The organism is Streptomyces sp. EDA2-14, assembly GCF_054963755.1.
This window is the reverse complement of the sequence record NZ_JBUEGE010000013.1, coordinates 91,867-107,203: the sequence shown is the minus strand read 5'-3', so window position 1 is coordinate 107,203 and position 15,337 is coordinate 91,867. Positions and strand designations below refer to the sequence as shown.

At 70.7% G+C, this 15,337-nt stretch carries 10 protein-coding genes; 5 read left to right on the top strand and 5 right to left on the bottom strand.

Annotation, left to right across the window (positions count from 1 at the left end):
• Nucleotides 1-65 precede the first annotated feature (65 nt).
• Nucleotides 66-1,349: a phosphonoacetate hydrolase gene (gene phnA, locus ACY34M_RS27315; protein ID WP_462722376.1), complete on the bottom strand. Its 1,284-nt coding sequence runs from the start codon at nucleotides 1,347-1,349 to the stop codon at nucleotides 66-68.
• A gap of 218 nt (nucleotides 1,350-1,567) precedes the next feature.
• Here phnA and ACY34M_RS27310 point away from each other — a divergent pair, with 218 nt between their 5' ends.
• The 3 genes from ACY34M_RS27310 to metG all read left to right on the top strand — a co-directional run bounded on the left by ACY34M_RS27310 (nucleotide 1,568) and on the right by metG (nucleotide 6,147).
• Entirely contained in the window at nucleotides 1,568-2,521 is a 954-nt protein-coding gene (locus ACY34M_RS27310; protein ID WP_462722375.1) for a LysR family transcriptional regulator, read from the top strand.
• A 107-nt stretch (nucleotides 2,522-2,628) separates the two neighbouring features.
• Nucleotides 2,629-4,290 carry a VWA domain-containing protein gene (locus tag ACY34M_RS27305; RefSeq protein WP_462722374.1) on the top strand — a complete coding sequence of 554 codons (1,662 nt, stop codon included), beginning with the start codon at nucleotides 2,629-2,631 and terminating at the stop codon, nucleotides 4,288-4,290.
• A 126-nt stretch (nucleotides 4,291-4,416) separates the two neighbouring features.
• Nucleotides 4,417-6,147: a methionine--tRNA ligase gene (gene metG, locus ACY34M_RS27300; RefSeq protein WP_462722373.1), complete on the top strand. Its 1,731-nt coding sequence runs from the start codon at nucleotides 4,417-4,419 to the stop codon at nucleotides 6,145-6,147.
• A 68-nt stretch (nucleotides 6,148-6,215) separates the two neighbouring features.
• Here the strand turns inward: metG and aspS are convergent, their stop codons facing one another.
• Nucleotides 6,216-7,982, bottom strand: a complete 1,767-nt coding sequence (gene aspS / locus ACY34M_RS27295) for an aspartate--tRNA ligase (RefSeq protein ID WP_462722372.1) — start codon at nucleotides 7,980-7,982, stop codon at nucleotides 6,216-6,218.
• Between the two features lie 143 nt (nucleotides 7,983-8,125).
• Between aspS and ACY34M_RS27290 the strand changes: the two genes are divergently transcribed.
• A complete protein-coding gene (locus ACY34M_RS27290; protein ID WP_462722371.1) occupies nucleotides 8,126-10,429 on the top strand; it encodes an ATP-binding SpoIIE family protein phosphatase in 2,304 nt (767 codons plus the stop codon).
• On the opposite strand, the gene ACY34M_RS27285 is transcribed toward ACY34M_RS27290, so the two are convergent.
• The 3 genes from ACY34M_RS27285 to ACY34M_RS27275 all read right to left on the bottom strand — a co-directional run bounded on the left by ACY34M_RS27285 (nucleotide 10,360) and on the right by ACY34M_RS27275 (nucleotide 13,160).
• Nucleotides 10,360-11,457 (bottom strand): AI-2E family transporter, encoded by a 1,098-nt coding sequence (locus ACY34M_RS27285; RefSeq protein WP_462722370.1) that lies wholly within the window; start codon nucleotides 11,455-11,457, stop codon nucleotides 10,360-10,362. The genes ACY34M_RS27290 and ACY34M_RS27285 overlap by 70 nt on opposite strands.
• 90 nt (nucleotides 11,458-11,547) lie before the next feature.
• Nucleotides 11,548-12,513, bottom strand: coding sequence for a pirin family protein (locus ACY34M_RS27280; protein WP_462722369.1), 966 nt, complete (start codon nucleotides 12,511-12,513; stop codon nucleotides 11,548-11,550).
• Between the two features lie 182 nt (nucleotides 12,514-12,695).
• Complete coding sequence (locus ACY34M_RS27275; protein ID WP_462722368.1) at nucleotides 12,696-13,160, bottom strand: SseB family protein; 465 nt, start codon at nucleotides 13,158-13,160, stop codon at nucleotides 12,696-12,698.
• 196 nt (nucleotides 13,161-13,356) lie between these two features.
• Between ACY34M_RS27275 and ACY34M_RS27270 the strand changes: the two genes are divergently transcribed.
• Complete coding sequence (locus tag ACY34M_RS27270; RefSeq protein WP_462722367.1) at nucleotides 13,357-15,195, top strand: acyl-CoA dehydrogenase; 1,839 nt, start codon at nucleotides 13,357-13,359, stop codon at nucleotides 15,193-15,195.
• The last annotated feature ends 142 nt before the right edge of the window (nucleotides 15,196-15,337 follow it).

The window sequence follows — 15,337 nt, the reverse complement described above, 5'->3', positions numbered from 1 at the left end:
GAGCTGTACCGATGTGCCGGCGGGTGGCCGAACGGCCTTGTTTCTTGCGGGGCTTTGGGGGGGGCTCAGACGGTCAGGGGTTCGCCCGCCGCGGCGTGGCAGCCGATCCAGTAGGCGTCGAAGTTCCGCAGCCGGTGCCCGGCCGGGAGGTCCACGGGCCGGTTGACCAGGACGGGGACGCGCTGTTCGGTGAGCCCGCCGTGGGAGCGCAGCGGTTCGGTGAAGCCGGAGATGTCGTGCCGGGCGGCGGTCGTGCCGAGCACCGTGTTGCGTTCCGCGATGACGACGAGGTCGCCGATCCGGTCCGCGGGCAGCTCGAACCGCTCGCAGGCCTCCTCACGGGTGAGCACCTCGTCGACCCCGTCGACGGCGGCGAGCCGCCGCCGCAGCGCCGCACGGTCCGCGCCGCCCTGCGGCAGGTGCACGGTCGCGTACGAGCCGAGAGCGCCGTGGTGGACCGTGTACGGGTCGGTGATCGGCAGCACGACGCGGCTCGCACCGGCGCCGGTCTCGGCGTCGAACCAGTCGGACAGGAAGACGACCTGCGCCTCGCCGTCGATGTCGGACTTGGCGTTCATGCCGTGGTCGGCGGTGACGACGAGGACGGCGCCGAGGGCGTCGATCCGGGCGAAGTAGCGGTCCAACATGGCGTAGAACCGGTTGGCCACCGGGGAGCCCGGCGCGTGCTTGTGCTGGATGTAGTCGGTCAGCGAGAGATACATCAGGTCGGGCCGGTCGCGCTCCAGGACGTCGCAGCCCGCGGCCATCACCAGCTCGCTCAGCTCCGCGCTGTACACGGAGGGCAGTTCGAAGCCGGTGGACTCCAGGACCTTCTCGATGCCGTTCTCCTCCAGGGTGACCTGGTCGGCCTTCTCCGCGGAGAAGCAGATGCCGCCCTCGGCGAGTCCGCTGCCCAGCAGCCGCCGCAGCTTGTCCTTGGCGGTGATGACGGCGACCTTGCCGCCGGTCTGCGAGAACGCGGCGAACAGCGTGGGCGCCCGCAGCAGTTCGGGCGCGTTCATCATGACTTCCTCGCCGGCCTCGGCGTCGTAGAAGTAGTTGCCGCAGATGCCGTGCACGGCGGGCGGCACGCCGGTGGCGATGGAGAGGTTGTTGGGGTTGGTGAAGGACGGCATCGTGCAGGCGCCGCGCAGATCGCCGCCGCGCGCCAGCATCGCCTCCGTGAACGGCATCAGCCCGTCCGCGATCGCCCGCTCGTGATAGGCGTCCTCGCTGCCGTCGATGCAGACGACCACGACCGGACGGCCCGGGCGCGGATAGCCGCGTCCGTTGACGGTGAGCCGGCCGTCGGAGGAGGTCTGCCATGCGGTACCGGCGACAGGATTCATGTACGTCCACCCCTGTGGGTCGTAGCTGCGGAAAGCCGGGGTCGGTCCCGGCCTCCGGGTACGAACTCATGGTCCACCGGGCTTTCGGGGCGCAGAACCACGAAGTTCGCTATGACCGCCATAGCCGGACGGGCCCGTCCCGTGCCGTGCGGCGGCCCTGTCCCGGCCGCCGGTCATCGGCTACGCTCGCGGCGCCCGCCGATCTTCCGGGAGGGGTCGTGGAGCTCAATCTGCACCGTCTGTGGATCTTCCTGAAGGTGGTGGAGCACCAGGGCTTCTCGGCCGCCGCGCACGAGCTGTACATGAGCCAGCCCTCCGTCTCCAACCAGGTGCGGCGGCTCGAACAGTCCCTGAAAGTCACGCTGGTGGACCGCTCGGGGGCCAGGACCAGGCCGACCGCGGAGGGCGAGGTGCTCGCCGCGTACGCCAAGCGCGTCTTCCTGCTGGCCGACGAGGCGGTGGCCGCGGTGCAGCAGGTGTCCTCGCTCGAACACGGGCGGCTGCTGGTCGGCGGCTCGACGACGGTCGGCACGTATCTGCTGCCCGCGCTGCTCGCCCGGTTCCGCGCGCAGTACCCGGGAGTGGAGTGCGACGTGTTCGTCGGCAACAACCGGGCCGTCGCCGAACGGCTGCTCGGCGGGGACATCGGGATCGCCGTCGTCGCGGGCGGACCGGCCACCACGCCCCAACTCCTCATGGAACCGGTCCTCGAGGAACGGCTCGTCCTGGTCGCCCGCGCCGGGCACCCCCTCGCGGGCCGCGCCGGTCCGCTCGACCCGAAGCTGCTCGCGGGCGAATGCTTCCTCATGCGCGAACCCGGCTCGCACACCCGCTCCGAACAGGAACGCGTCCTGGACGAGTGGGGCCTCACGGAGCAGGTGACCCGGTCCGACGTCTGGGGCCCGGAAGCGGTCAAGCAGTGCGCAGGGGCCGGGCTCGGCGTCGCCCTCATCTCCGAACACGCCGTCGTGGACGACGTGGAGAGCTCCCACGCCCTGACGATCCTGCCCGTACAGCCCGAACCGAGCCCGCGCCCCGTGTCCCTGGTGCGCCGCCGTGACCGGCTGCTCTCGCCCGCCGAGCGGGCGTTCACGCATTTGCTGCGCTCGCCCGACGGCATCTGGCCGCGCGAACTCGCGGGAGACTCCACCTCCGGGCGAGGCGCACCGTGAGGTGGCCGGGAGGTGGCGGCTAACCTTACGTGTCCGCCCTGGCCTGGGGTTCCAGGGGCGATTTCCAGGGGCGATTTTGGGACCAATTCATGCGGAAGGTTGCGCACATGGGCATTCTGGATCTGCTGCGGAACGCGTTCGGGCGGTCCCGTAAGAAGGACGAGGAGGCGGCACCCGCCACCACCCCGGACCAGCCCGCGCCGACGGTCCCCGCCCCCGCGAAGGGCGAGGCCGACGACCTGGTCTCGGCAGCCTTCGACAACATCACCGTCCCCAAGCCGTCACCTCCGGTGGACGAGCGGGCCACCGGTGCCCCGGAGCCCGCGGCTCCGACCGAGGAGAAGCCGGAGCCCGAGGCTCCGGCTCCGGCCGAGGAAAAGGCGCAGGCTGAGGCCGCTGCTCCGGCTCCGGCTGAGGAGAAGGCTGAGGCTCCGGCCGAGCCCGAGCCCGCGGCCCCTGCGGAGCCCGAGGTGGGGGCTCCAGCCGAGGAGAAGGCAGAGGCCGACGTCGCTGCACCGGCTCCGGCCGAGGAGAAGGTCGAGACTCCGGCCGAGCCCAAGCCTGTGGCTCCTGCGGAGCCCGAGGTGAAGGCCGAGGCCGAGGATGCGGCTCCCGCTGTGGGCAATCGTCCCGCTGGGCGAATGGGGTCTCCCCTGCTCGAGCGAAGCCGAGAGCTTGGGGAAGGGTGGGCACAGCCCCCGGTGCAGGCTGAAGAGAACGAGGGCGCCGACCCCGCCGAGGCGGAGAAGCCCGCCCCGGCGCAGGCCGAGAAGACCGAGGAGCCGGCCGCCGCTGCGGCGGAAGAGCCCACCCCGGCCCCGGCCGAGGAGAACGTGGACGTCGAGCCCGCCCCGGCAAAGGCCACGGCGCAGGCCGAGGAGACCAAGGAGCCGACCCCCGCCGCGGCGGAAGAGCCCACCCCGGCCCCGGCCGAGGAGAACGAGGACGCCGAGCCCGCCCCGGCAAAGGCCACGGCGCAGGCCGAAGAGACCACGGAGCCGACCCCCGCCGCAGCGGAAGAGCCCACCCCGGCCCAGGCCGAGGAGACCACGGAGCCCGCCCCCGCCGCGGCGGAAGAGGTCGTCCCGGTGAAGGCCACGGAGGGCCCCGCCCACACACCCGCCAAGGTAAAGACCCGCGCACCCGGCCTCGCCACCGCGCACAAGGCCGCCGGCGCCGCCCTCAAGAAGCGCGAGCTCACCGGCACCCGCGCCACGGTCTACCTCGTCCTGGACCGCTCCGGCTCCATGCGCCCGTACTACAAGAACGGCTCCGTCGCCGCCCTCGCCGAGCAGACCATCGCCCTCGCCGCCCACCTGGACGCCCGCGAGACCCCCACCGTCCACACGGTGATCTTCTCGACGGACATCGACGCCTCGGGCGACCTCACCCTGGACGCGTACGAGGGCAAGGTAGACGCGTGGCACGCGGAGGCGGGCCGCATGGGCCGCACCAGCTACCACCGCGCGATCGAAGAGGTCGTCGCCCACCACCAGAAGTCGGACGACCCCACCGCCCCGGCCCTGGTGATCTTCCAGACGGACGGCCCCCCGGACACCCAGCGCCCGGCGAACGAGGCCCTCGCGGCAGCGGCATCGCACCCGCTGTTCTTCCAGTTCGTGACGTTCGGCGACCCGGACTCGAAGAACTTCGACTACCTGCGGAAGCTGAAGGCGGAGAACACCGCGGTCTTCCACGCGGGCGAGACCCCGCTGGAACTCACGGACGCGGACCTCTACAAGGGCCTCCTGGCGGCCTGGCGCCCGTAACACCGGCAGGGGCGGGGCCCACATACCCCACGGCCGTCCGCGCAGTAAAACACCGCGCGGGCGGCCGCCCCATGTCGGATACGATTTCTAGATTCCACCCACGTCACAACCCGGGAGCAGCCCCCGATGGCTCGACACCTCATCACCAGCGCCCTTCCGTACATCAACGGGATCAAGCACCTGGGCAACATGGTGGGGTCCATGCTCCCGGCCGACGTGTACTCCCGGTACCTGCGCCGACGCGGCCACGACGTGCTGTACATCTGCGCGACGGACGAGCACGGCACCCCCGCCGAGCTCGCCGCCAAGGAGCAGGGCATCCCGGTCGCCGAGTTCTGCGCGCAGGCGCACGACGCGCAGAAGGCGGTCTACGACGGGTTCAACCTCGCCTTCGACCACTTCGGCCGCAGCTCCTCGGAGCAGAACGCGGAGATCACCCAGCACTTCGCCCGCAAGCTGAACGAGAACGGGTTCATCGAGGAGCGCGCGATCCGGCAGGTGTACTCGCCCGCCGACGGCCGCTTCCTCCCGGACCGTTACGTGGAGGGCACCTGCCCGCACTGCGGCTACGACAAGGCCCGCGGCGACCAGTGCGAGAACTGCACGCGCGTCCTGGACCCGACGGACCTGATCGACCCGCGCTCGGCGATCTCGGGCTCCACGGACCTCGAGATCCGTGAGACCAAGCACCTCTTCCTCCTCCAGTCGAAGCTCCAGGGCGAGGTCGAGGCGTGGATCGACGAGGTCGCGGGCGAGTGGCCGCACCTCGCCTCCTCCATCGCCCGCAAGTGGCTGACCGAGGGTCTCAACGACCGTTCGATCACCCGTGACCTGGACTGGGGCGTCCCGGTCCCGGCGGACACGTGGCCGGAGCTGGCGGCCGAGGGCAAGGTCTTCTACGTATGGTTCGACGCCCCGATCGAGTACATCGGCGCGACGAAGGAGTGGGCCGACCAGGCCCCCGACGGGGAGACGCGCGACTGGAAGTCGTGGTGGTACGAGCCCGCCGGCGCCTCCGACGTCCGGTACACGGAGTTCATGGCGAAGGACAACGTCCCGTTCCACAGCGTGATGTTCCCGGCCACGGAGATGGGCATCCGTGAGCCGTGGAAGAAGGTCGACTACCTGAAGGCCTTCAACTGGCTGACGTACTACGGCGGCAAGTTCTCCACGTCGCAGCGGCGCGGTGTCTTCACCGACCAGGCGCTGGAGATCCTGCCCGCCGACTACTGGCGCTACTTCCTCATCGCCAACGCCCCCGAGTCGGACGACTCCTCGTTCACCTGGGAGCACTTCACCGCGACGGTGAACAAGGACCTGGCCGACACCCTCGGCAACTTCGTCAACCGCGTCCTGTCCTTCTCCAAGAAGCGCTTCGGCGAGGAGGTCCCGGCGGGCGGCGAGCCGGGCGAGGCGGAGGCCAGGCTGGGCCAGGAGATCTCCACGCTCCTCGCCGAGTACGAGAGCCAGATGGAGGCCCTCCAGTTCCGCAAGGCCGCGGCGGCGCTGCGCGCCCTGTGGTCCGCGGGCAACTCCTACCTGGAGGAGAAGGCCCCCTGGCTGGAGATCAAGACCGACAAGGACGCCGCGGCCCTCACGCTGCGCACGGCGATGAACCTCATCCGCCTCTACGCGGTGGTCTCCGAGCCGTTCATCCCCGCGTCGGCCGCCGCCATGCGCGCCGCGTTCGACCTTCCCGGCGACGACGCCCAGTGGGTCACCGCGGAGGAGGCCACGGCGCTGACCACGGTCCCGGCCGGCACCCCGTTCACCGTGCCCCCGGTCCTCTTCGCAAAGATCACGGACGAGGACCTGGAGTCCTACAAGGAGCGCTTCGGCGGCGAGCCGACGGCGTGACGTACTGAGAGCCCCAGCAGAAGGGCCCGGAACCGACGAACGGTTCCGGGCCCTTCCACGTACAGCGGTTACTTCTTCTCGACCGGCTTGCGCAGCTGGATGTTGAGCTCGCGCAGGCGCGACTCGTCCAGCTCGGTGGGCGCGCCCATCATCAGGTCCTGCGCGTTGCCGTTCAGCGGGAACGAGATGGTCTCCCGGATGTTCGGCTCGTCGGCGAGGAGCATGACGATGCGGTCGACGCCCGGGGCGATCCCGCCGTGCGGCGGGGCGCCGAAGCGGAACGCGCGGAGCATGCCCGCGAACTCGGCCTCCACGGTGTCGCGGTCGTAGCCCGCGATCTCGAAGGCCTTGAGCATGATCTCGGGCTCGTGGTTCCGGATCGCGCCGGAGGACAGCTCCGTGCCGTTGCAGACGATGTCGTACTGCCACGCCAGGATGTCCAGCGGGTCCTTCTCCTCCAGGTCCTGCATGCCGCCCTGCGGCATGGAGAACGGGTTGTGGGAGAAGTCGATCTTGCCGGTCTCCTCGTCCTTCTCGTACATCGGGAAGTCGACGATCCAGCAGAAGCGGAAGACGCCCTCCTCGAAGTGGCCCGCGCGCTTGGCGGCCTCGACGCGGACCGCGCCCATGATCTTCGAGACCTCGTCGAACTCGCCCGCGCCGAAGAACACGGCGTGACCGGCCGTGAGGCCGAGGCGCTCGGTGAGGACCTTGACGTTCTCCTCGGTGAGGAACTTGGCGATCGGGCCCGCGAACGTGCCGTCCTCGCCGACGCGGATCCAGGCCAGGCCCTTCGCGCCCTGCTCGACCGCGTAGTCACCGAGGCCGTCGAAGAACTTGCGGGACTGCGAGGCGGTGTCCGGGACGGGCAGCGCGCGCACGTGCTTGCCGGCGAACGCCTTGAACTCCGAGCCCTCGAACACGTCGGTGATGTCGACGAGCTCCAGCTTGGCGCGCAGGTCCGGCTTGTCGTTGCCGTACTTCAGCATCGACTCGCGGAACGGGATCCGCGGGAACGGGCTGGTGACCTCGCGGCCACCGCCGAACTCCGTGAAGATCTCCGTCATGAGCTTCTCGATCGGGCGGAAGACGTCTTCCTGCTCGACGAAGCTCATCTCGATGTCGAGCTGGTAGAACTCGCCCGGCGAACGGTCCGCGCGCGCGTCCTCGTCGCGGAAGCACGGCGCGATCTGGAAGTAGCGGTCGAAGCCCGAGATCATCAGCAGCTGCTTGAACTGCTGCGGCGCCTGGGGGAGGGCGTAGAACTTGCCCGGGTTCAGGCGGGACGGGACGACGAAGTCACGCGCGCCCTCGGGGGAGGTCGCGGCGAGGATCGGCGTCGCCATCTCGTTGAAGCCGAGGTTGACCATCTTCGAGCGGATCGAGGCGATGACCTCGCTGCGCAGCATGATGTTGCGGTGCATGCGCTCGCGGCGCAGGTCCAGGAAGCGGTACTCCAGGCGGCGCTCCTCGCCGACCCCGTCGTCCTGGTTGATCTGGAACGGCAGCTGCTGCGCCGCGCCGAGCACCTCGACCGTGGAGGCCTCGATCTCGACCTCGCCGGTGGGCAGCTCCGGGTTGACGTTGTCCGCGCCGCGGGAGACGACCTTGCCGTCGACGCGGACGACCGTCTCCTTCGTCAGCTTGTCGAGGACCTCGGCGGCCTCGGTGCCGGGGCGGGCGACGAGCTGCGTGATGCCGTAGTGGTCGCGCAGATCGATGAAGAGGATGCCGCCCAGGTCTCGGCGATTGTGCAGCCAGCCGCTCAGCCGGACGTCGGAGCCGACGTCAGAGGCGCGGAGCTCGCCGCAGGTGTGGGACCTGTACCGATGCATCGTCGTTCATCCAGCCTTTGCGCTTGGGGTTCCCCGGGAGACAACCGGGATCTCCCCAAGGGTACCGGCCACGCCGGCCGCCTTGGGCGTCCCGTCGGCGCCTCTGGTGGCCGGGAGCGATCACCTCTTCCTAGAGTGGGGCAATGCGCACTGGTGAGCCCCTCCCCCCGGTGGAGGACGTCCTCGCCGCTCTGGCCACCGGGCTGTGGCGATGGGACAACCGGGCGGGGCTCGTCACCTTCGACGCCGAGGCCGCCCGGATGATCGGCCTGCCCACGACCGGGGGCGGCCCTGTCAGCCTGACGGAGTCGGCCGCCCGCTCGCGGTTCCACCCGGTCGACTGGAACGAGATGGACGGGATCGTGCAGCTCGCCGTCGCCGAGGGCACCCTCGCCGAGGCCCGGCTGCGCGTCATGGACGGTCGGGGCCATGTGCTGCGCACCGTACGCAGCCGCTCCAAGCCGATCCCGCACGGCGACTCCCCGGACTCGTACGAGCTGATCGGCACGCTCCAGGAGGTCACCGAGCCGCCGCCGGAGGCCGCGTCGCGCACCCCGGTGACCGGTGACTGGCGGCGCTCCCGCGAGGCGTTCCTGCTGGACGCGGGGCGGGCGCTCGCGGAGGCCGGGTCCACGGAGGAGGTGCTGCGGGTCGCCGCGGGGCTCTCCATGCCGGGGTTCTCGCCGGACGGGCTCGCGGTGTTCGGCGTCGCGGGCGACCGGCTCACCGTCATCGGGCACCACGGCCAGGAGGACGGCGACGAGTCCCCGTTCACCGACATGGACCTGGCCACGGACTATCCGGGCGCCGAGGTCGTCCGCACCGGGCGCGCGGTCTATCTGTCCTCGCCGGAGGAGTACCGCGCCCGCTACCCGGCGGCCTGGCCGCTGGCCGCCCGCTTCGAGCGCAAGTCGTGGGCGTTCCTGCCGCTGGTCGTGGCGGGCCGCACGATCGGCGCGTGGATGGCGGGCTTCATGTACCCGGTGTCGTTCACGCCCGACGAGCGCTCGGTCCTCACCACGGTCGCGCGGATGCTGGCGCAGGCCCTCTCGCGGGCCGGGGTCGCCGAGTCGGAGCGGGAGCTCACCGACGGGCTGCAGAAGGCGATGCTGCCCTCGCTGGGCCCGGAGATCCCCGGCATGAGCATCGCCGCCCGCTATGTGCCGACCGGCGGCGGCCTCCAGGTCGGCGGCGACTGGTACGACATGATCCCGCTGCCCGGCGGTGGCATCGCGCTGGTCATCGGCGACGTACAGGGCCACGACGTGCGCGCGGCGGGCCTGATGGGGCAGCTCCGCGTCGCCCTGCGCGCGTACGCCTCCGAGGGGCACCGGCCGGACGCCGTGCTCTCCCGCGCCTCCCGCTTCCTGCACGGCATCGGCGACACCGAGGACGCGGGCGCCGACCCCCGCTTCGCGACCTGCCTGTACGTCGAGGCCGACCCGGCCACCGGCGTCCTGGAGATCGCCCGCGCCGGGCACCCGGACCCCGCGATCCGGATGGCCGACGGCACCGTCCTCGTCCGCCCCACCGCGGGCGGGCTGCCGCTCGGGATCGACCCGGACGCGGACTACCCGACGACCCGCCTCGTCCTGGAACCCGGCGAGACGCTGCTGATCTGCACGGACGGCCTGATCGAGACGGGCGGGCACGATCTGGACACCGGCTGGTCGCGGGTGCGCACCGCCCTGGAGTCCGGTCCCGCCGAGCGCCTGGAGGAGCTGGCCGACGCCCTGGTACAGGCGGTGCACGGCCCCTCCTCGCACCACACCACGGGCCCGCTCGCGGACCGGCGGGAGGACGACATCGCGCTGTTGCTGCTGCGCCGCACGGCGCTGTCGGCGCTGCCCGCCGTGGCGCGGCGCACCGCGATGACCATCGCCCAGGCCGAGCCCGAGCGGATCGCGGCCGCCCGCCAGCAGCTGCGGGAGCTGATGCACGACTGGGCCGACACCGACCAGCGGGACTCGGCGGTGCTGCTCGTCTCGGAGATGGTCACCAACGTCCTGGTGCACACCGACGGGGACGCGCTCATGGTCGCCGAGATCACCCGGCACGGCGCCGAACCGCGCCGCCTGCGCGTGGAGGTCGCGGACGCCTCCGACGACCTGCCGCACAAGCGCCGCCCCGGTGAACTGGCGTCGTCGGGGCGGGGCCTTGTGCTCATGGAGCTGCTGGCCGACCGGTGGGGCGTGGACCCGAGGGGCGAGGGCAAGAGCATCTGGTTCGAGCTCTACGAGCCCTCGGCGGACCCGGAGCCGGGCGTCGAACCGGACCCCGGGCCCGGCCCGGATCCTGACCCCGAACCGGGCCCCGGTTCCATCCTGGAATCGGCCCTGGAAGCAGCTCTGGAGGCGTTCCCGGAGCCGGAGGGCCCTCAGCCCCCGGTTTCACGTGAAACGGACGGGTCCTCGGCCGGGTCCTCGGCCGGCTCCTCGGGGGCGTAGCGCCTCCTCAGCTCCCCGAGGATGCCGAACGCGGCGGCCACCAGCGGCACCGCGAGCAGCATCCCGAGGACGCCCGCGACCGCCGCACCCGCCGTGATCGCCAGCATCACCATCGCGGGATGCATCTGGACGGTGCGCGACTGGATCATCGGCTGGAGGATGTGCCCCTCCAGCTGCTGCACCGCGAGGATCACCCCGAGCGTCCACAGGGCGATGATCAGCCCCCGGTCGGCGAGCGCGACCAGCACGGCGACGGCGCCGGACAGGGTCGCGCCGAGGTAGGGGATGTACGCGCCCACGAAGACCAGCGCACCAAGCCCGACCGCCCCCGGCACTTGCAGGATCAGCAGCCCGATGGTGATGCAGATGGCGTCGATGAGCGCGATGAACGTCGTGCCGCGCATGAATCCGGAGATCGCCTCGAAGGCCCGCCGCCCCATGGCCTCGACGATCTCGCCGTGGTGCGGGGCGATGGAACGCGCGAGCCCCCTGGCCCGGTCGGAGTCCTTCAGGAAGAAGAAGGTCAGCAGCAGCGCCAGGACGCTGGTGGCGAGCAGTGAACCGAGCGCGGAGAGCCCGGCGATCACCCCGCCCGCCAGGTTCGAGCCCCACTTGCCGAGCTGTTCCTTGGCGTTGTCGGCGACGTCGCCGAGGTCGTCGGCGCCGGTGATGCCGACGTGCTCCCTGAGCCAGTCCCCGGCCTGCCGCAGCGAGGTGACGATCTGGTCGCCGGTGTCGAGCAGCGCGGTGACCACGATGTATCCGGCCCCGCCGACCACGGCGACGAGCGCGACGCAGGTGAGCCCGGCGGCCAGGGCGCGGGGCAGCTTCAGCTTGGTCAGCCAGTCGAAGACCGGGCCGAGCAGCGCGGTGCCGAGCAGCGCGAGCAGCACGGGTGTGACGGCCGACTGGAAGATGATGACCAGCGTGATGCCGACGGCCGCGACCCCCACGACGAGCAGGACGACGGCGCACCAGGCCGCGAGGCGGCGGGCGGGCTCGGGCAGGAGTGGCTTACCGGTCTGCACCCGAACAGTTGACCACGCGCGCAAGCGCCCCGTCACCCGGCCGGGTCCGGCCGGGTGACGGGGCGTCACTTCCGCTGGTGGAACACCGCATCACGTGTGCGGCAGGCGCTCCTTGCTGGGGATGACGCCCAGGCGGCCGGCCTGGAAGTCGTCGAAGGCCTGCTGGAGCTCGGCCTTGGTGTTCATCACGAACGGGCCGTAGTGGGCCATGGGCTCACGGATCGGCTGCCCGCCCAGGATGACCACTTCGAGGTCGGGGGTGTTCGCGTCCTGCGACTCGTCGGCGCGCACGGTCAGGGACGAGCCCGCGCCGAACACGGCGGTCTGCCCCGTGTGCACGGGACGCCGGTCGGGGCCGACGGTGCCGCGGCCCGCGAGCACGTACACGAGGCCGTTGTAGTCCTCGCGCCAGGGCAGCGTCGCCTCGGCGCCCGGCCGGACGGTGGCGTGCACCATCGTGATCGGGGTGTGCGTGATGCCGGGGCCCTCGTTGCCGTCCAGCTCACCGGCGATGACGCGGAGCAGCGCGCCGCCGTCGGCGGTGGTGAGCAGCTTGACCTGGCCGCCGCGGATGTCCTGGTACCGCGGGTTCTTCATCTTGTCCTTGGCCGGCAGGTTGACCCACAGCTGGAGGCCGTGGAACAGGCCGCCGCTCATGACGAGCGACTCGGGCGGCGTCTCGATGTGCAGCAGACCGGAGCCCGCCGTCATCCACTGGGTGTCGCCGTTGGTGATCGTGCCGCCACCGCCGTGCGAGTCCTGGTGGATGAAGGTGCCGTCGATGATGTACGTGACGGTCTCGAAGCCGCGGTGCGGGTGCCACGGGGTGCCCTTGGGCTCCCCGGCCTCGTACTCCACCTCACCCATCTGGTCCATCATGATGAACGGGTCGAGGTACTTGTAGTTGACGCCGGCGAACGCGCGGCGCACCGGGAAACCCTCCCCTTCGAAGCCGGTGGGCGCGGTCGTCACGGCGAGCACGGGGCGCGCCACGGCGTCGGCCGGCGCGGCCACCCGGGGCAGGGTCAGCGGGTTTTCGACGGTCACAGCGGGCATGGCGGCCTCCTCGGGGTCTGCCATTAATTTAGTTGAACGGTGAACATCTGGCAAGTCGCACGGTATTCCCGCAGGTCCCGCGGGGCCGCCCCGGGACGCGCGAAGGGCCCGGACGCCTCAGCGTCCGGGCCCTTTACGACGGAGGGGGGCGGGGCTGTCAGCCACCCGCGCGGCAATGGCGGCTAGCCATACATGCGGCGCATCGCGAAGTCGACCATCTCCTCGACCGCCTTCGCGTCGAAGACCATCCGGTGCTCGCCCTCCATGTCGAGGACGAAGCCGTACCCGGTGGGCAGCAGGTCGATCACCTCGGCGCCGGTGATGACGAAGTACTTGGACTCCTTGCCCGCGTACCTGCGCAGCTCCTTGAGCGTGCTGAACATCGGGATCACCGGCTGCTGCGTGTTGTGCAGCGCGAGGAAGCCGGGGTTGTCGCCGCGCGGGCAGTAGACCTTCGACGAGGCGAAGATCTGCTGGAAGTCCTCGGCGGACATCGACCCCGTGGTGAACGCCCGGACCGCGTCGGCGAGCGAGGGCGGCGAAGGCTCCGGGTACAGCGGCGGCGCCTGCTGCCCGTACCCGCCCTGCGGCGGCGCGTACTGCTGCCCGGCAGCTGATCCCCCGGCGGTCCCCTCGTATCCGTACATGAAGGAAAGACTACCGACGCGCCAGGGGGTGACGGGACGGGAGCGGGCAGGCGCCTTGTTCGTCACAGATGGACCACTGGGGGTTGATTCTTATTACCGACGGGTAGCATCCTGGTGTTACTAGTTGGTATGCGTACGAGGACGGTCCGGGCGACCCCGGACGACCCGCCTCCCCGATCTTTACGGAGCCGTCGCCATGGGGCATTACAAGTCGAATCTCCGCGACATCGAGTTCAACCTCTTCGAGGTACTCGACCGCGACAAGCTGTACGGCACCGGACCGTTCGCGGAGATGGACGTCGACACCGCCAAGAGCATCCTCGAAGAGGTCACCCGCCTCTCCGAGAACGACCTTGCCGAGTCCTTCGCGGACGCCGACCGCAACCCGCCGGTCTTCGACCCGGAGACCAACACGGCGCCGGTCCCCGAGACGTTCAAGAAGTCCTACAAGGCGTTCATGGACTCCGAGTACTGGCGTCTGGGCCTGCCGGAGGAGATCGGCGGCACCACGGCCCCGCGCTCGCTCATCTGGGCCCACGCCGAGCTGATCCTGGGCGCCAACCCGGCGGTCTGGATGTACTCCTCGGGCCCGGCGTTCGCCGGCATCCTCTTCGAAGAGGGCAACGAGCAGCAGAAGAAGGCCGCCGAGATCGCCGTCGACAAGCAGTGGGGCTCGACGATGGTCCTGACCGAGCCGGACGCCGGTTCGGACGTCGGCGCCGGCCGCACCAAGGCCGTCGAGCAGGCGGACGGCTCCTGGCACATCGAGGGCGTGAAGCGCTTCATCACGTCCGGTGAGCACGACATGTCGGAGAACATCCTCCACTACGTCCTCGCCCGCCCCGAGGGCCACGGCCCCGGCACCAAGGGCCTCTCCCTCTTCCTCGTCCCGAAGTTCGAGTTCGACTGGGAGACCGGCGAGCTGGGCGAGCGCAACGGCGTGTACGCCACCAACGTCGAGCACAAGATGGGCCTCAAGGCCTCCAACACCTGCGAGATGACGTTCGGCGACCAGCACCCCGCCAAGGGCTGGCTGATCGGCGACAAGCACGACGGCATCCGCCAGATGTTCCGCATCATCGAGTTCGCCCGCATGATGGTCGGCACGAAGGCGATCTCCACGCTGTCGACGGGCTACCTCAACGCCCTCGAGTACGCCAAGGAGCGCGTCCAGGGCTCCGACCTGGCCCGCAGCACGGACAAGACCGCGCCGAAGGTCACCATCACGCACCACCCCGACGTCCGCCGCTCGCTCATGACGCAGAAGGCGTACGCGGAGGGCATGCGCACCCTCGTGCTCTACACGGCCTCCGTGCAGGACGCGATCCAGGTCAAGGAGGCCGCCGGCGAGGACGCCTCCGCCGAGCACGCCCTCAACGACCTGCTCCTCCCGATCGTCAAGGGCTACGGCTCCGAGAAGGGCTACGAGCAGCTGGCCCAGTCGCTGCAGACGTTCGGCGGCTCCGGCTTCCTGCAGGAGTACCCGATCGAGCAGTACATCCGTGACTCGAAGATCGACACCCTCTACGAGGGCACGACCGCGATCCAGGGCCAGGACTTCTTCTTCCGGAAGATCGTCCGCAACCAGGGCGCCGCGCTGAACGCGCTCTCCGAGGAGATCAAGAAGTTCCTCGCCGTGGAGACCGGCGGCGAGGAGCTGGCCGGGGCCCGCGAGGCGCTCGGCAAGTCGGCGACCGAGCTGGAGTCGATCGTCGGCCTGATGATCAACGACCTGGTCGCCACCGAGCAGGACGTGAAGTCCATCTACAAGGTGGGCCTGAACACGACCCGCCTCCTGATGGCCTCCGGCGACGTGGTCGTCGGCTACCTGCTCCTCAAGGGCGCGGCCGTCGCGGCGGAGAAGCTGGCCGGCGGCGCCGCCGGCAAGGACGTCGCGTTCTACCAGGGCAAGATCGCCGCGGCGAAGTTCTTCGCGGCGAACGTCCTGCCGGGCGTCACGGGCGCCCGCAAGCTCGCCCAGACGACGAGCGAGTCGGGCGTCGACATCATGGACCTCGACGAGGCGGCGTTCTGACGCTCCGCTGAACCTGTCGTGGCTGGGCCCGTCGTCCCCGTACGGGGACGGCGGGCCTTCCGCATTCGCCTGCGTGGCGCGGGTGGCGGGGGCCGTCGAAGGCAGGCCACGGGACCCGCGAAACCCCCGGCGGGACTGGCTA